The organism is Novosphingobium mathurense (genome assembly GCF_900168325.1).
GTDB classification, from domain to species: domain Bacteria; phylum Pseudomonadota; class Alphaproteobacteria; order Sphingomonadales; family Sphingomonadaceae; genus Novosphingobium; species Novosphingobium mathurense.
Genome location: NZ_FVZE01000003.1, coordinates 353,789 through 371,058 on the forward strand (window position 1 = coordinate 353,789; position 17,270 = coordinate 371,058).

General features: G+C 61.7%; 14 protein-coding genes. 7 read left to right on the plus strand and 7 right to left on the minus strand.

Annotated elements, in window-relative coordinates; translation table 11 throughout:
• Nucleotides 1-49 precede the first annotated feature (49 nt).
• Entirely contained in the window at nt 50-838 is a 789-nt protein-coding gene (locus tag B5483_RS12625) for an SDR family NAD(P)-dependent oxidoreductase (RefSeq protein WP_079730591.1), read from the plus strand.
• A 77-nt stretch (nt 839-915) separates the two neighbouring features.
• Here B5483_RS12625 and B5483_RS12630 read toward each other — a convergent pair whose 3' ends face one another.
• From B5483_RS12630 to B5483_RS12645, 4 genes are read right to left on the minus strand one after another with little or no spacing between them, the layout of a single operon-like run.
• Nucleotides 916-1,791 carry an SDR family NAD(P)-dependent oxidoreductase gene (locus B5483_RS12630; protein ID WP_054944526.1) on the minus strand — a complete coding sequence of 292 codons (876 nt, stop codon included), beginning with the start codon at nt 1,789-1,791 and terminating at the stop codon, nt 916-918.
• Complete coding sequence (locus tag B5483_RS12635; protein ID WP_054944525.1) at nt 1,791-2,672, minus strand: helix-turn-helix transcriptional regulator; 882 nt, start codon at nt 2,670-2,672, stop codon at nt 1,791-1,793. Before B5483_RS12635 ends, B5483_RS12630 begins: the two co-directional genes overlap by 1 nt.
• An 18-nt stretch (nt 2,673-2,690) precedes the next feature.
• The gene (locus B5483_RS12640; protein ID WP_079730592.1) at nt 2,691-3,404 is read right to left on the minus strand and encodes an EthD domain-containing protein; all 714 of its coding nucleotides are present in this window, start codon (nt 3,402-3,404) and stop codon (nt 2,691-2,693) included.
• A gap of 11 nt (nt 3,405-3,415) precedes the next feature.
• Nucleotides 3,416-4,177, minus strand: a complete 762-nt coding sequence (locus B5483_RS12645; protein ID WP_079730718.1) for an SDR family NAD(P)-dependent oxidoreductase — start codon at nt 4,175-4,177, stop codon at nt 3,416-3,418.
• A gap of 170 nt (nt 4,178-4,347) precedes the next feature.
• On the opposite strand from B5483_RS12645, the gene B5483_RS12650 reads away from it, so the two are divergent.
• Entirely contained in the window at nt 4,348-5,142 is a 795-nt protein-coding gene (locus B5483_RS12650; RefSeq protein ID WP_079730593.1) for an SDR family NAD(P)-dependent oxidoreductase, read from the plus strand.
• A 35-nt stretch (nt 5,143-5,177) separates the two neighbouring features.
• Nucleotides 5,178-6,878 carry an FAD-binding protein gene (locus B5483_RS12655; protein WP_176168033.1) on the plus strand — a complete coding sequence of 567 codons (1,701 nt, stop codon included), beginning with the start codon at nt 5,178-5,180 and terminating at the stop codon, nt 6,876-6,878.
• 34 nt (nt 6,879-6,912) lie between these two features.
• Here the strand turns inward: B5483_RS12655 and B5483_RS12660 are convergent, their stop codons facing one another.
• Nucleotides 6,913-7,668 carry a helix-turn-helix domain-containing protein gene (locus B5483_RS12660; protein ID WP_231634430.1) on the minus strand — a complete coding sequence of 252 codons (756 nt, stop codon included), beginning with the start codon at nt 7,666-7,668 and terminating at the stop codon, nt 6,913-6,915.
• Between the two features lie 160 nt (nt 7,669-7,828).
• Between B5483_RS12660 and B5483_RS12665 the strand changes: the two genes are divergently transcribed.
• The 3 genes from B5483_RS12665 to B5483_RS12675 all read left to right on the plus strand — a co-directional run bounded on the left by B5483_RS12665 (nt 7,829) and on the right by B5483_RS12675 (nt 13,325).
• Nucleotides 7,829-9,574, plus strand: a complete 1,746-nt coding sequence (locus B5483_RS12665; protein ID WP_079730594.1) for an N-acyl-D-amino-acid deacylase family protein — start codon at nt 7,829-7,831, stop codon at nt 9,572-9,574.
• 89 nt (nt 9,575-9,663) lie between these two features.
• Nucleotides 9,664-10,542 carry a Coq4 family protein gene (locus B5483_RS12670; RefSeq protein WP_079730595.1) on the plus strand — a complete coding sequence of 293 codons (879 nt, stop codon included), beginning with the start codon at nt 9,664-9,666 and terminating at the stop codon, nt 10,540-10,542.
• A gap of 275 nt (nt 10,543-10,817) precedes the next feature.
• A complete protein-coding gene (locus B5483_RS12675; protein ID WP_079730596.1) occupies nt 10,818-13,325 on the plus strand; it encodes a TonB-dependent receptor in 2,508 nt (835 codons plus the stop codon).
• 74 nt (nt 13,326-13,399) lie between these two features.
• On the opposite strand, the gene B5483_RS12680 is transcribed toward B5483_RS12675, so the two are convergent.
• Together B5483_RS12680 and B5483_RS12685 are read right to left on the minus strand one after the other, a co-directional pair.
• On the minus strand, nt 13,400-15,946 hold the full coding sequence (locus B5483_RS12680) for a TonB-dependent receptor (RefSeq protein WP_054944520.1): 2,547 nt from the start codon (nt 15,944-15,946) through the stop codon (nt 13,400-13,402).
• An 80-nt stretch (nt 15,947-16,026) separates the two neighbouring features.
• Entirely contained in the window at nt 16,027-16,806 is a 780-nt protein-coding gene (locus tag B5483_RS12685; RefSeq protein WP_054944572.1) for an SDR family NAD(P)-dependent oxidoreductase, read from the minus strand.
• A gap of 255 nt (nt 16,807-17,061) precedes the next feature.
• Between B5483_RS12685 and B5483_RS23200 the strand changes: the two genes are divergently transcribed.
• The gene (locus B5483_RS23200) at nt 17,062-17,211 is read left to right on the plus strand and encodes a hypothetical protein (RefSeq protein WP_176168034.1); all 150 of its coding nucleotides are present in this window, start codon (nt 17,062-17,064) and stop codon (nt 17,209-17,211) included.
• The last annotated feature ends 59 nt before the right edge of the window (nt 17,212-17,270 follow it).

The window sequence follows — 17,270 nt, forward strand, 5'->3', positions numbered from 1 at the left end:
TTGCCGTTGTGACGACTTCACGCATAAAGGGTGAAAAAGGGAGAATCCAATGAACAGGCTTGAAGGAAAGGTCGCGCTCGTGACCGGCGGATCGCGCGGCATCGGCGAGGGAATCGTTCGCCGCTTCGTCGAGGAAGGCGCGCGGGTGATGCTCACCGATGTACTTGTCGACGAAGGCGAGGCCCTGGCTTCGCAGTTGGGCGATGCCGCCCGCTTCCTGCGGCATGACGTTACCTCGCGCACGGATTGGAACGATGTGATCGCCGGAACCGAAGAGGCCTTTGGCCGCATCGACGTGCTGGTCAACAATGCCGGCGTGATCGTCTTCAAGGCCTTCGAGGATCTGAGTGAGGCCGAGATCGACAGGCTGATCGACATCAACCTGAAGGGTGTCATCAATGGCTGCCAGGCCGTGGTGCCCGCGCTTGAGCGCGCCGGTGGCGGCGCGATCGTCAACATGAGCAGCGCCGACGGCATTTCGGGGGCGAACGGGGTTACCGTCTATTGCGCGACCAAGTTCGCCGTGCGCGGCTTGACGAAGGCGCTCGCGATGGAGCTGGGGCCGCGCAAGATCCGGGTCAATTCGATCCACCCCGGCGGCATCTATACACCGCTCGCCAATCCGATGAATGCACCGAAGGCGGAATACGACAAGGGGTTCTGGATCTACCCGGCGCAATGTGCCGGGGAGCCCAGCGATATCGGAGCCGCGGCGGCCTATCTAGCGTCCGAAGATGCACGCTATTGCATGGGGACCGAGCTGTCGGTCGACGGGGGCCTCAATGCGGGCCATTACTACATGGGAATGCCCGGATCGCCCACACCTCCGCAGGGATGATGTCCTGAAGCGAAGCGGGGGGCGGGAGCCGGCCCGACCGGCCATTCTCCCGGACCCCGCTTTCACGCCTCGGGCGTTCAGTAGATCGCCGCCGGGTTCTTCTCCCTCGGGCACCCAAGGGTATCGCGGAACGAGACGCGCTCGTTGCCCCGGTCGGTGATGCCCAGTTCCTTGGCGATTTCGGCGACGATCAGGGTCCGGCCCGAGAGATCGTCGCGGTTTGCCGCGCGGTCGATTGCATCGAGGACATGGGCGGAAAACTCAGGGTTCTCGGCCATGGCGATGAGCTGCTCGTACTGCTCGGGATGGGTCTTGGCCGAGATCTGCGCGCGCTCGGTCATCTGCATGCCAAGCCACAGCGATACCGCGATCACGCCCGATCCGCGCAAGTCATGTTCCATGTCGTGGGCAAGCTTGTCCAGACCGGCCTTCTGCGCCCCATAGGCTGGGCCGTGCATGTAGCATGTGGCACCGAATGAGCTGGTCATGGCGATGCAGCCCGATCCTTGCGGTACCATCATGCGCGCGGCGTGCCAGCTTGCGACGTAGGCGCTGCGCAGCCCGACATCGAGGATCTTCTGGGCGTCGAGTTCCTTTTCCCAGAAGGGCATCTTCTCGATCAGCTGGTGGTGCATGTAGGCGGCATTGTTGACCAGCACGTCGAGCGTGCCGGCATTCTCATCGGCGATCTGTTCGAACAACCGGGCGACCTGCGCATCGTCGGCATGGTCGCAGACGACAGGCACGCCTTCTCCGCCCAGTTCGTCGATCCTGGCCGCCGTTTCGGACACGGTTCCGGGCAGGACGCTGCCGTCCCAGCCCTTGGCATTGCCCGGCGTCACCGTACGGCCGGTGACATAGACCCTGTAACCCAATTCACCCAGGCCGCGGGCAATACCCGCCCCTGCACCCCGGCTGGCGCCGGTAACCAGTGCAATCCTGCGATCTGCCATCAGGCAACTCCCTTTCTTCTCATGTCATTGGCAGCGCCGGTGGCGAATGCCGAGCGCTGGCGAAATTCCCGGGGCGAAAGGCCGGTAGCCCGCCTGAATGCCCGCGAGAAACTGTTGGCGTGGTCGAAGCCACATTGCCTGGCCACTTGCTTTACCGGCAGTTCCGGCTCGGCGAGCAGATGCTTGGCCTGTTCGACCCGACAGGCATCGATATAGGCCGAAACGGACTTGCCGGTGAGGGCGAGGAACTGGCGATGCAGATGGCGCGGGCTGATACCGCACAAGTCGGCCAGCTCCCCCACCGCGGGCAGCGTCCTGCCATTCTCGATGCGCTCGCGGATACGGCGAAATTGCCATGCGGCCAGTCGGTTGCACGCCTCGGCTTCAGCGCCGCGGTCGAACATGCGCCGCACTTCGATGCTGACGAGTGCGAAGAGCGACTGCAGGGCTGCCGCAGATCGGTCGATCGGGTTGGTCAGTTCGCGGTGCGCCAGCCTCAGCAGGCCGCGCAGGGCCTCGCTGCGGATGTTGAGCAGGCCCTGCAGAAAGCCCAACGACAGCACTCCGTCGCCCATGATCGCACCTGTCTCCGTCTGGTCGAAGACGAAACGCACGACACGGATCAGGCGTCCGTCGCAGCGGCCGGCGATCTTCACGCCGGGGCAACGCACGACAAGGGTGCCCATGAAGCAGTGCTTGTCCGGTGCGATGTCCGGAAACCATGCCGATGCATCGGTCGCAAAGGGCGGGAGGGACATTTCCACCCTGAGGCTGCGTTCGCTGCGCTCGAATTCGACGAAGTCCGGCCATTGCCATTCGACAAGCTCGACACGCCCGCCGTCAAGCGCGCACGATTCGATTACCCGGGTCGAAAACTCCATGAACGCCTCCGCTGGTTCTCAATCCCGTTCGCCGAAATCGAACTGGCTGGTGGGGATGACGTCGATCCGGGTGAAGTCGATGAAGGCTTCGCAGCTTGCTGTCATCGCCTGCGCATTGCGCTTGAACTTCGCTTCATCATCCCCCGCATCGAAGAAGACGCGGGGATCATTCATCGCCTCGCGCGGGAAGCACTCTTCGACAAAGGCGTCATAGGCTGGCGCGTCCTCGGTCAACGGGCGAACGATCAGGTTCTGAATGTATTCGAAGTTTGCCTGGGTCTCGATCGCGACGCGGGTGTGATGGCTGTGCCAGTGCGCAATCGCGGCGCTGCGGCCCATGTCGGGAAGGAAGGAGATGAAGCTGGCCTGGCTCCATCCACAGGTCCGTTCGCCCGGCTGCGAAATATGATCGGTGTTCGCGATGATCTCCGACTCACAGACCAGCCACAGTGCGAAGCGGGCACAATGCGCATTGAGCGCGGCGTCCACGGCTTGCCGGAACCGTGCATTGGACGAAGGCATCCAGAACTGGACGACGGCATCCTGCTGTGGCCGCTGCCAGCGCTGTACCAGCGGATCGGCCGTGGCGATTGTCTCGTCGCGGATGTTCAGACGGATCTTGCGTGCGCCTGCAGCCTCAAGCGCTGCGGGGAGGGTGGCGAGCAGCCTGTCCCCGAAGCTTGCGCGGCTCTCCTCTTCCGGCGACCAGAGAGCGCCAATGACCTTTTCCATTGCCCCTCTCCTCAGTCGAAATTCGCCTGTCCGCCATCGAGCGGCACCGTTGCCCCGGTAAGGTAGCCCATGTCCGGTCCGCACAGGGCGACGATGGCGCGGCCGATGTCCTCTTCCAGCCTGCCGATCCTGCCGAGGGGGATCGTCTTGAAGAACGCTTCTGCTTCTGTGGGATTGTTCTCGATCCAACCCTTGAGGCCGGGCGATTCCGCATGGGGCGCAATCGTGAGAACGCGAATTCCGGCACGGCCCCATTCCGATGCCGCCGCCCGCGTGAGTGCGCGCGTCGCCTGCTTTACCGCTCCGTAGGCCCCGTAGAAGGCCATGTCCCAACGGATGCCTGCAGACGATGCAAAGTTGAAGATCGTGCCTCCGCCGCGTGTGGCCATGATCGGCTTGACCAGCTTCATCAGTCTCAGGCTCGCCAGCGGACCGGACAGGAAGCCGTTCAGGAACGCCTCGTCGGTCACGTCCTCGAGCAGGCCGAGGGGGACTTCCTGGGCATTGTTGACGAGCACGTCGATACCGCCGAACGCCTGTGTCGCTGCATCGACCACTGCTTTCAGGTCATCGGCGTTCTTGACGTCGCAGACAAGCGGGATCGCCCGGCCACCGCGTTGTGCGACAAGTCTTGCGGTCGCTTCCACCTTGGCGAGAGTGCGACCGGTGGCTACGATATCGGCGCCCGCCGATGCCATGGCCAATGCAATGCCCTGGCCTACGCCCTGACCCGCACCGGTGATCAGCGCAACTTTGCCGTTCAAGTCTGTCATGTCCTCTCCCGATGGCAGAATCACCATTGGCCTTGTTCGTAGAAAATTTCGATGTATGTTACGCATCAAATCGATCATGTGGCAACCATTGCCTTTATATGCGTCGAACAAATGCGGGAGAGCAAAGCAATCATGGAAAATTCAATGCGCCTGTCAGGTTGGAGCGCGGCATGAGCGTTGCAGTCGTTACCGGGGCCGCCGGCGGAATCGGTGCTGGCCTGGCGCGCGAAGCCGTGCGCCGTGGGATGAAAGTGGTCCTGGCAGATCGCGACGCTGCCATGCTCGATCAGGTTGCCGCGCCCCTTGGCGAACGCGCGCTGGCGGTAGCGACCGACGTTACCGATCCTGCTGCAGTGGAATCCCTGGCCGATGCCGCTTGGGACAGGTTCGGCAGTGTCGACCTGCTTTTCAACAACGCAGGCGTACTGGTGACCGGCACGACCTGGGAAATCCCCAAGGCGTCATGGGAGAAAGCCTGGGCAGTCAACGTGGAAGGTGTGCTCAATTGCCTGCGCACTTTCGTGCCCCGCATGCTGGCGGCCGGTACGCCCTCGCGCATCGTCAATACCGCCTCTGTAGGCGGCTTCCTGCCTTCGCCTATGATGTCTCCCTATTCTGCCACCAAGTTCGCGGTCGTCGCCCTGACGGAAAGCCTGCACGGCGAATTGCAGGCGATGGATGCGCCGATCGCTGTGTCGCTGTTGGCACCGGGGCCAGTGAAATCGGGCATATTCCGCGAGACGCCGCCCGAAAGCGCCAGGGGCTTTCACTCGACGATGACCGGAATGTTGGAAGAAAACGGACTGACCGGCGATGAATTCGCTCCGCTTGTGCTCGACGCGGTGGCGCGTGGGGAGTACTGGATAATTCCGCAGCCGATGACTTTCGACGACGGATTTGCTGCCCGCAATGCGCAGATCACCGCGCGTCAGACCCCGCAGTTCCAGCTTCTCAGGGACGAATGATGCACGCGACTGTCAGCCAACAGGATTCCCAGGACATGGCCGCGCCCCACCTGTCGTGGGACAAGGAAGTCGACGTCCTTGTGGTCGGTTCCGGTGCGGGTGGAATGATGAGCGCGCTGGTCGCCGCCAGTAACCGCGCCGAAGCTTTGGTTATCGAGAAGGCGGCCCAATGGGGCGGTACTTCCGCGACCTCGGGCGGCGGTATCTGGATTCCGGGAAGCGATCAGGCCAAGGCGGCGGGTTTCGAGGACAACCTTGACGATGCCTTTACTTATGTGCGCGGCCTTTCGGCGGACAACGTGCCCGATGCCAATATCCGAGCTTATGTCGACAATGCTGCGGCAATGTTGCGCTGGCTGACCGCGAATACCGAGGTCGAGTACGTCGCCCAGCCTTATCCCGATTATCACGCTGAAAATCCCGGTGGTTCGGCGCAGGGCTTCCGCACGCACCTCCCGCTTGAATTCGACGGGAGAAAGCTGGGCAGGGATGTGAAGACCCAGCGCTTCCCTTCGCCGGCGGCAAGCCTGTTCGGCTACCTGCAATGGTCGTTCGCCGAGACCTACCTGCTCCTGTATCGGACAAAGGGATGGGCCAGCGGCCTCGCCAAAAGTATGGCCCGATACTGGTTCGACTGGCCATTCCGGTTCACGAGCCGCAAGGATCGCCGCCTTACTCTCGGCAATGCCCTGACCGGTGCGCTGCGCGCGGCGCTCAATGACAAGGGCGTGCCGGTCTGGCTCGAAACGCCGATGCGGGAAGTCGTGCGGCGGGATGGCGTGGTCGTGGGCGTGGTGGTCGAAAGGAACGGCAAGCCCTATCGTATTCGCGCGCGCAAAGGCGTGGTCCTTGCCGCGGGCGGCTTCGACAAGAACCAGGACATGCGTGACGCGAACGCACCGCTCTATCCCGCTGCGCGGTATTCGGGTGGCGTTACCAGCAATACGGGCGATGCGATCCGGGCAGGTGCCGAGATCGGCGCGGGCACGATGAACCTGCAGTCGGCCTGGGCTGCCCCGGTGTTCTACGTCCCCGGTGAAGACCGTGGCCGCCTCTGCACGATCGAGCGCGCATTGCCCGGCTGCATCATGGTCAACCGGTCGGGCGAACGCTATCTCAACGAAGCGGCATCCTATCACATCGTTGGCCAGCAGATGGCAGCGCGCCAGCGCGATCACGGCGATGCTTCGCCGAGTTGGATGATCTTCGATTACCGCTATCGCCATCTTTATCCGATGGGGCCGGTACTGCCTCTCATGCCGGACTGGATGCACAAGGGCGCCGTCAGGTCTATCCTGAAGAAAGCATCGACGATAGAGGCGCTTGCTGGCAAGATGGGTGTCGATCCGGGCAAGCTTTCGGCGACGGTCGCCCGTTTCAACGCAGACGCGGCAAAGGGCGTGGACAGTGCGTTCCATCGTGGCGAACCGGCCTACGACAGGATGTACGGCGATCCGCGCAATCAGCCCAATCCCTGCCTTCGTCCGCTGAGTGAGGCGCCGTTCTACGCGCTGCCGATCTATCCCGGCGATATCGGTACGAACGGCGGTCTGCAGACCAATGCCAAGGGGCAAGTCGTCGACCAGGAAGGCACCGCCATTCCGGGACTTTACGCGGTGGGCAACAACGCGGCCTCGGCCATGGGCGAAAGTTACCCCGGGGCGGGCGTGACTCTCGGTCCGGCGCTGACTTTCGGCTATATCGCTGCGCGTGACATGACCGGCGCGAACGATTGACCGCGGCGCGCGCACCCTTTGAACGAAGCCGCGCCTAACCTTCGGCGAATTCGGTGGCTGAATCGATGACCCCGGAGGTGTCGAAGGGGCGCATGGCGCACATCATCGTGAACCAGCGGCGCGGGCGCAGGCTGTTTTCGCGGTCGCGGTCCCCGAGCGCCTGGGCCTCGCGGCGCAGGCGCTCGAACATTTCGGCCAACTGCCCGGCGCCCGCGTCGGAGAGCTTGAGCAGTTCGGAAGTGTAGGTCGAATCCGGCGCACCGAAGTCCATCGTCATGAACTGGACCTTGAGATATTTCTCGAAGAGTTCGCGCATCGGCAGCTTGCGGAAGATCAGGTTGCGGTCGACCAGCGGGCGCACGCGATTACCGCGCAACCGGTCGATCAGGGCAAGCCGTTCGAGCTTGGCGAGAGCCGGATCCAGCAGCGATGGGGACAGTTCGAAATCTTCTGCCAGCTCCTGTGGACTGGCTCCGGCCAGGATCGTCATGAAAAGGAATGACAGAAATACATCCGCGGAAAGGGCGCGTTCCTGAGCGAGGGTGAGTTCACGCTTCATTCCAGAGCGCGCCTGTTCGGCTTCGCGGGCCAGCTCGGAGATCGACATTCCGCAAAGTTCCGCAAGCGTTTCCAGGCGCTTGAGTGTCAATCCCTTGCCCACCAGCCAGCGCTTGGCGGTTGCTTCTCCGATGCCTAGGGCCTCGGCAAGGCGGGGGGCTGTCCAGCCATCGTGGCGCAAGTGTCTGCGCAACACGCCGAGCATGGCTTCCGTTACTGAATCGTATCGCATAACGATACGAATAGGCGCAGAAATCGATCCGGCTGGCAAGGCGTTTCTTCGCGAGAATCAGCGGCTCACCTATGATCGTATTCGCGACAGATCCACTCGGCTCGAACACAGGCCGAATACACGAATCGTCGGGAAAAGAAACATTCGGGAGAGAGCGTCAATGGAAGACATGCTGATCAGGAATGGTACCGTGGTAGACGGCACGGGCGCACCGGCCTTCGCAGCGGATGTCCGCGTGTGCGATGGCAGGATTGCCGAAGTCGGACCGAACCTCGAAGCGCGGGGCGAGCGCGTCGTCGATGCTTCGGGGTGCTACGTGACGCCCGGTTTCATCGAAAGCCATACCCATTACGACGGCACCATGTGGTGGCAGCCCGATCTCGATCCCCTGCCGGGCTATGGCGCGACCACCATGATCCTTGGCAATTGCGGATTTTCAACCGCACCGCTCCATCGTTACATGCCGGCACAGAAGCAAATGATCGGCATCTTCTCCTTCTTCGAGGACATTCCCGAAGGGCCATTCCTGCAGAAGCTGCCGTGGGACTGGAACACCTGGTCGGAGTATCGCGCATCGGTCGAACGCAACGTGAAGGTCCCGCTCAATTACGCGGCCTATGTCGGTCATATCGCCATTCGCCTTGCCGCGATGGGTGTGGAGGCATGGGATCGCGAGGCCACACCCGAAGAGATCGCGCGCATGTGCGAACTGCTCGACGATGCGCTGGCGGCAGGGGCGCTTGGGATGTCGGACAACCTGCATGACCATGACGGGCAGGACCGTCCAGTCCCCACGCTCAAGGCCAATGATGCGGAGTTCGCGGCGTTATTCGATGTCATGGAGAGATACCCGAACTCCTGTTACCAGGTGATCGTCGATACTTTCATGCGCATGACCGGGCCGGCTGACCTAGAAAGGCTTGCCGGTCTGCTGGGAGGTCGCAAGATCCGGGTGCAGATCGCCGGGGCCGTGCCGACGCTGGAGTTCCAGAAGGGCATCCTGCCGGCCATGCAGGAATCCCTGCGCAAGATGCGCGAGGCGGACGTCGACGTATGGCCGGGCTTTGCCCATGTTTCGCCGACCAATGTCCTTTCGATCACCAAGTCCCTGATCTTCGCCCAATCGAATGATTTCGTCTGGCATGAGGTCGTGCTGGCGGATGACCACGCCGAGAAGGCCCGGCTGTTGGCCGATCCCGAATGGCGCGCCCGCGCGCGGGAAAGCTGGGACACGAAGGCCTGGGATCACTCGCCGCTCAAGAACCCCCAGGAACTGCATCTCATCGATAGCGAGAACGGTGCAGGGCCGCTCAACATGACCTTGAAGGAATATGCGGAATCGCTTGGGCTGCACCGCTCGGATGCCATGGCGGACTGGATTCTCGAGAACGGCACCCGTTCGACCGTGCATATGGCGCCATTCCCCAAGGACGAGGCCCTGACGATCGAGCTGATGCGCGATCCCAAGACAGTGGGCAACATTTCGGACGCCGGTGCGCACCTGCAGATGCTGTGCGGGGGCGGCGAAAATGCGCTGCTGCTGACCCAGTACGTGCGCGATGAAGGAAGTCTTTCGATCGAGGAGGCCGTGCATGTCATGACCGGCAAACTTGCGGGCCATTTCAATCTTGCCGATCGCGGCGTCATTGCGCCCGGCAAGCGAGCGGACGTCGCGGTCTTCAATCTTGATGAGATCGCGCGACAGGAAATGGAGAAGGCCAATGACGTGCCCGACGGTCGCGGCGGTACGACCTGGCGCTTCACCCGCAAGCCGATGCCGACGCGCCTGACCCTCGTGAACGGCGTTCCGACTTTCGAGAACGGCGCCTACACCGGGGCCAAGCCTGGCGAGTTCCTCTCTCCGGCGATCGCTCCCAGCGATGGTCTGGCCGTAGCCGCCGAGTGATTGTGTGATTCCATAAAGTCAATTTCAAACCGGTGGGCAGCGCTTCCTCAAGAGAGGCGCGCCTACTTATCCTGGAGAGGAATTCAACAATGACCGAAGCCAAGATCGGTGACGCGGATCGCGCCTATTTCAACGGCGCGATCCGACAGGTCGCTACGGAAAGCTCCGTGCTCGTCAGTTCGAGCCGCTACCTCAACCATGGGGGACTGCGCGAGTTGATCGCGCAGGAAATGCTGCGCCGCAACGGCGCGGATCTGCCCAATACCGCCTATATTCCGGAGGTGGCGCAGATCTTTCACGATCTTGAGGACATGCCCCGGATCATGGAACTTTTCGAAATGGAGAAAGCGCGACTTCCCGAATTTCGCAAGTGGCTCGAGGGCCGCAGCCTGGCAAATTTTACCATCGCCGAGCTCGAAGGGTGTGCCTCGGGGACCTTGGGAGAGGCGATCCGCGAATTCATGGTGAATTCGGGCTATCAGCTCGACCTGTTCTTCCAGGAGGTCCAGGTGGTGAACGACTTCACCTACTACCTGCGCCAGACGGCGCTGACCCACGATATCGAACACATGGTGACCGGCTTTGGCCCCAACCACGGGGGTGAACTGGCGTTGTTGAGTGCTAACATGCATGCCAAGGCGCGCTATTTTCATCCCGAGCTTGCGGCCTTTTTCTCCCGCATCGCCTTCTACCTGAAAGCCAAGACGGTGATGAAGGACGGCTTGCACTATCCCGAGGCGATGGTCGTCCATCTCGAGGCGGAATTCCGCGGTGCGCAGCAGGGCCGGAACTGGAAGTTCCCGCTGATGCTGGTCGATTGGCGCGCCTACACGGATTGGCCGATTTCCGCGATCCGCGAGGAATTCGGGATCGCTCCGGCCGAGGAAGGGCTCTGGCTGGAAACGAACCGTCTGTGCAACGAGGATGACCCCAACTACGGCGTCCCTGTCACGGAAGCGGCCGAATAGCGAGATGCGCAGCGCGGCGTTGCAGCAGCGTCGCTTACGCTTGATCTTCACGATACGGAGCAGCCGCGAGCGATACGCCAATCGCTCGCGGTTCCGGCGCCGAGGCATGCGCCATCACGGGCACGCCTCGTAGCGGCCCGGTCGTTCCCGTCGCGCTGGGTCGCAACGGGGGGCGCGGGGCCGTGTGTTCGAACCGGATCCAAAGACGATCCGAAGGGGAGAGGGTCGATCTTCGATCATCCGATACAAAATCATCAAACTTGGGAGGTGCATGCATGAAGGGTTTTGACTTCGCGTATTTCGTGGGCTGTTCCGCAATCGCTGTTGCGGCTGCAGGCCTTGCCGCGCCAGCCGAGGCGCAGGCTATTCCCGGGGCAGAAGGCACGGAGCAGGTCGGCGACATTCCTGTCAGGGGTATCCGGGAGATTATCGTAACCGCACAGAAGCGCTCTGAAAATCTCCAAAACGTACCCGTGGCGGTCACGGCGATCACCGCCGACCAGATCCGCAATTCCCGGATCGAGAATATCGCAGACCTGCGTTCTGTCGCGCCAAATCTCTATGTCGTTACGCAGGCCGGCGGCAATGGCATTCCCACAACGACGATGCGCGGACAGGTGTCAGGTGCGGCTTCCAATCCGACCATCGACAACGGCATTTCCTACTATATCGACGGGGTCTATCTCGGGGCGCTGAGCGGGATCATCTTCGATGTTGCCGATATCGAACGGATCGAAGTCATTCGCGGTCCGGCCGGAACTCTCTTCGGCACGAACTCGACGGGAGGCGCGGTAAACTACATCACTTCGGGGCCGAAGGGCCAGTTCGCAATCCGGCAGGATGCCAGCTATGCGCGCTTTGGGTCGTGGCGCAGCAAGACCCGGGTCGACCTGCCCGAATGGAACGGCCTCAGCGCCTCGGTCAGCTACCTGCACAACGAGCGAGGCAGCAATGTACGCAATTTCGATCGGATCACACTCGACTACAGCAACGAGACTTCGGGCAAGGTCGGAGCGCTGACTTCGGCCAAGCATCTCGATGAAAGCCTGACGGACGCCGTTCATGCCGCCTTGCGGTGGGAGCCTCTGGACGACCTGACCATCGACTACAAGTTCGACTGGTCGCGTCAGAAGTCCTCGCCTGCTCCTGTCTACCTGTTGGGCTTTCCCGATACGCCCGGGGGAATCGCCGCCTATCAGCTCGTCGCCTCGCAGATCTTCTTTGCCGGTCCCGCGATCGACGACTACGTACAGACCGAGCGTGGCCGCATCGCCTATAACGACACGACGACGCGCAACGTTACGAAGACGAATAGCCACCTCGTCGTTGCCAGTTATCGCGCGAACGACAACTTTTCGATCAAGAACACCACGAGCTGGCGTTCGCTGGAGCGCAATGCCTTCACCTCGAACCTCGATGGTGCGGGAACGGTTCAGGTTCCGATTGCCTTCGCAGGCGACGGCACGCCGATCGCGTTTGCTCCCATGGCCCTGCTCTCGGTGCGGTGCTGCAACCAGCTGCGCCAGTTCAGCAACGAATTGCAGTTCAATCTCGATACCGATCCGCTTACCGCCACGGCCGGACTGTTCTACTACAATCGACGGACGCCGCCCGGCACCAATCCCTTCGGCCTTCCTGTAGTCGATACCTTCCAGGTATTTCCGGGGAACAGCCATCCCGGCGCCCCGATCGGTAGTTTCGACCGCAGTTTCTACTACAAGGTGCGCCAGGTCGCCGGTTATGGTCAGGTTACCTATCACCTGAACGATGCCGTCGATGTGACGGGCGGCGTTCGCTACACGCAGGACGACAAGACCTTCTTCGATACCTCCGCTGGGGAACCCGGAGAGACGTACAGCTATTCGAAGGGCAATTTCAGCTACCTGGCAAACGTGACGTACAAGCCGAGCCCAGACCTGCTGCTTTATGCAAAGTACGTCACCAGCTTCATTGCGGGGGGCAATTCGGCTGGGCCCCTGGCGGTGGACAGCACCACCGGCAACGTCTTCCAGGGTTCGGCAATCCCCTACCAGGAAGAGCGCGCCTATTCCTGGGAAGGCGGGGTCAAGGCCGAATGGTTCGACCGACGCCTGCGGACGAACCTGGCGCTTTTCCACGTGCGCTATACCAATCTGCAGACCCCGATATTTGCCTCTTCGGGTTGCATCACCTCGCCCGGCGGGCTTTGCGAGCCGATCGTCTCTTCGCAGTTCACCACGAACTTCGGCAAGGCGCGAGCCTATGGTCTCGAATTTGAGATCACAGCTGCACCCATCGATAACCTGACGCTGGTCGCCGGGGGCAGCTATACCGATTTCAAGTATCTCCAGATCGATCCACTGGTCCTGGCCAGCGGCGGGGTAACGCGGGTGGAAGACTACCCGGTATCGATGCGTCCGAAGGTTCTGACCAACGTGTCGGCGGAATATGTCGTGCCGCTGGATGGGGACGCCCGGCTCTCGATGCGGGTCGAGGGGGCCTTTCGCTCGAAGATCGTCGTCGGCGCCAGTCGTTTCGGCAATGCGGGGTTCGCCGCCGCAGGGATCGACTATGACAACGAATATCTGAATGTAATGAACACGCAGAACGCGCTGCTTACCCTCAATGCGCGGGTTTCCGTGATGGATGTCCCGCTGGGTAGGGCGAATGCCACGGTCTCCGTGTGGGGCCGCAACCTGACAAACAGGCAACAGCTCAACTTCGTGGCGACCACCGGCGTGACGGCCGCTGGGCTGTTCGATAATCCGGTGACTTACGGCGTCGACCTGTCGATCGCGCTCTGATCAGGCAGAAGCCCCGCCTTTCCGAGAAGGAAGGCGGGGCCTTTCGATGGCCCGAGGCGGGCCCCCGATCAGGTTCAGTAAGAAATGCCCAGCGTGATGCCGTAGGTGCGCGGTTCGGCGTAGAAGCCGCCTGCATAACCGAGTTGGCCGAAGTCCACGCCGCGCACGAAGTCCTTCGCGTTGGTGAGGTTCTTCGCCCAGATCTTGAGGCTTCCCTCCATGCCGCCCAGCGGCATCTTGTCGATGCCGATCTGTGCATCGATCAGATCGCGGTTGTCGCCCTTGATCTGCTCGTTGAACGGGGAAGAGGTGGCGCTGGTGAAGCTGTACTTGCCGTCTTCGTGCGTATAGCCGATGCGCCCGCGCAGGACCGAATTGCCCCAGTTAAGCGGGAACTGGGCGTTGAGGGCGAGGTTGGCTGTCAGCGGTGAGGTATAGCCCGGCGTGACGATCGAGGCGATGTTCACCGGCGGAGCGCCAGGCGTGGTCGACTGGCCGGCAAGGAATTCCTTGTACTTGATGTCGACGTAGCCGAGGCTTCCTTCGAGCGAGAAGTTGTCGGTCAGGATCGCCTGGGTTTCGACTTCGAAGCCGTTGTAGATGACCTTGCCCGCGTTGCCGATCCGCGTCGCGAACGTGCCGATCGGGGCGTCGGTGCGCGGAACGTTGACCGCCAGGTCCTTGTAGATATTGTGGTATGCAGCGACGTTGAGGCGCAGGCGGCGGCCGAACAGTTCGCTCTTCACGCCGATTTCGTAGGACGTCACGTTCTCCGGCTCGAAGTGCGGAAGTTCGGTCGTGCCGGTGATGACCGGGTCCTGCGAATTGAAGCCGCCCGAACGATAGCCGGTGGCCGCGCGGGCATAGAGGTTGATGCCCTCTGCGACGTCGTAGCCCGCCATCAGGTTCCAGGTGAACTTGCTGAACTTGGCCTCGCCGGATTCAGGTACGGTCAGAGGAGTTGCGCCGTTCTGCAGGCGCAGCATCTTCTTCTGGTCCCAGGTGTAGCGGCCGCCTGCGGTCAGCCGAATGCCGCTGCCGCGACCGCCGGGGAAGAACGTGAATTGACCGTAAAGTGCCTTGCTCTCGCTCTGTGCAGTGTAGGCGAGGCGGGCAAGCGTCTGGACGAGCCGGTACTGTTCGGGATTGGCCGCGACGAAAGCCGGGCCAAGCGCACCGAAGTTGCCCAGGAAGACCGAACTGGTGTCGAGTACGTAGCCGCTGTTCTGGTAGCCGTCTTCCGAGCCCTTCTCCCAGAAGTAAAAGCCGCCCACGACCCAGTCGAGATTGTCAGTGTCGCCCGAAACCTCGATTTCCTGGCTAAACTGCTTGTGACGGCGGCTATTGCTCGTATCGAACAGCCCCTGTGTCGTGGTGGGTACGGCCGCAGAGGCGATGAAGGGCCGGGCCGCAGCCGGGATTGAGGGAATGTACTGCAGCAGGCTTTCGGGCATGCCGTTGAATAACGTAGCATTGGAGAACGCCGGGCCGGTAATCTCGCCCATGCCGTCGATGTCGGCCACGGCGTAGCTGCGCCAGAAGCGATATCCCGTTGTCGACTTGACCTTGAAGCCGCCGAAGTCGTTCTGCACCTGGATGTTGTGGCCCCAGCTCTTGTCGCGGGCGGTGGCAAGGATATTGTTGCACAGCGTCTTGCGATAGGCGCGGGTCGGCACGGCCAGATCTGCACATTCGGGATTGGTGAAGGTTACGCCGGCAAGGTATTGCTCCACGGGAGCCTGCTGGGTCACGACGACCGGCTGGCCATCGACCACAATTGGATCGCGATAGGTTCCGTCAGCCACGTTGGTGAGCTGGAAGGGAAGCGGCGTGCCTTTGACGCGGCTCCAGTCGAAAATGTACTGGAAGCTGCCGGTCCCGCCCAGTTCGATCCGCGCCGAACCCCGGAAAGCGTCGCTCTTGCGGCCGCCCGGATCCTTCGAATCGTTGGGTTGGAGAATATTGTCGACCATGCCGTCACGCTGGCTGTGGCTGTACGAAAAGCTCGTGGCGATCCCGCCGATCTCACCGGGATCGACCAGGATCTTGCCGTTCCAGGCATTGAAATTGCCGTAACCGGCCTCGGCCTTGAGGCGGAATGTGGAAGACGGTGAGCGCGAGATGAAATGGACTGCGCCACCCGTGGTATTGCGTCCGAACAGCGTTCCCTGCGGGCCGCGCAGGACTTCGACGCGTTCGATGTCCATGACGTCGAGACCCATCGCGCCGGAGCGAGCGATATAGACGCCGTCAACGTAGAGGCCATTGGCTGCGTCGATGCCGAAGCTTTCGCTGCCGCCGTTCGAAATGCCGCGCATCGAGAAGACCGCGGCGGTGTTGCTCGTCGTGCCGGAAACGATGGTGACGTTGGGTGCAAGACCGCTGAGGTCGCGGGAATCCTTGATGCCGAGCTGCTCGACCTTTTCAGAGCTGATCGCGCTGATCGCGATCGGCACGTCCTGCAGGTTCTCGGTGCGCTTCTGCGCGGTCACGACGATTTCGCTGAGGCCCGTTTCCTTGTTGGGGGCCGCGCCGTCCTGAGCGAGGGCCTGTCCGGCGAAGGCGAGCGTGCTGGCCCCGGCGAGCAGCCGCATGGCGGCATATGCATAACGTGTCGGCATCGAATTGGATCTCCCTAGATAGCTTTTTCTCGTTCGCGAGGTCGGCGCCAGGCCTTTTCGCGAGGTTGGTTTTCGTTCGGTCAGGAAGGCATGTAGAGCTGGGCGGCCTTGCCGCCGTCCACGGGCAGGGCTACGCCGGTGATGTAGCTGGCCGCATCCGAAAGCATGAAGACGATGGCCTGCGCGAGTTCTTCGGGCTTTCCGCCGCGCCCCATCGGAATGGCTTCGGCAGTTTTCGCGGCCAGTTCGGGCGCGCGATCCGCAAAGTCCTGGGTGCTGGCGGTCTGGACCTGACCCGGAACGACCGCATTGACGCGGACGCCTTGCCGGGCACCTTCCATGGCGGCAACGGCGGTAAACTGGATGAGCGCTGCCTTGGATGCCGAATAGCTCGACATATTGGCCGTGGCCCGAATTCCGCAGGTCGATGAAATATTGACGATCGAGCCGTGACCGGCCGCGCTCATGACCTTCATCGCCGCCTTGGTGCTCACGAATACCGCATCGGCATTGACGGCGAAGTCCTTGCGCCATTGTTCGAGCGTAAGCTTGCCGATTGGCGCATAGTGCGTGGACATGGCATTGTTTACGAGCATGTCGAGCCTGCCATACTTGCGGGCAGTGTCTTCGATCATGGCGGTGAGGGCCACATCGTCGGACACGTCGAGGATGATCGCTTCGACCTGACCTGCGCCATTTTCCGCTGCAATCGCCGTGCAGGCCTTGTCGAGCATTTCCGGACGGCGTCCGCAGATCACTACGTGCGCGCCGCGCCGCGCAAGCAGCGTGGCGGTTGCCAGTCCGATGCCGTCGCTGCCACCGGTGACGATGGCGACTCGCCCTTCAAGATCCCGTTCCATCGGTTTCGCATCTTCCCATTTTTTGAAGGCTTTCTTCCGCATTGCGCGGTGGTCATGCGCTTCTGCTTGCCGTGCCTTGCCTCATGAATTCTGCAAAATGCGGAAAATGTAAATCCCAAAAATACGAATTGTTCGGTCTTCATATGCGCAGTGAGGCCCTGTCATCCTGTCGGGAGGAAGTTTCTGGTTTAGTTCATAAATCCCGATATAACTGATTTATATAGTAAAAATTCTCGGCACTGGCGGAGATGATGCTTGCTGCTTGCCGCGCTGAACGGCTATCGCAATTCGCGTAAAAATAATTATCTTGAAATACGCGATGGTGGAAATATCCTCGGCACCAGAAACAGGATCGTCGCGAGTCGTGGGATCACATTGTCCGAAGCGGTCGGCATGACTGGCTAGCCGGGCGGACGATCTCCGGGGTGCGTCGGCAAAAATGGTATCCGGCGGGAGAGTGCCTT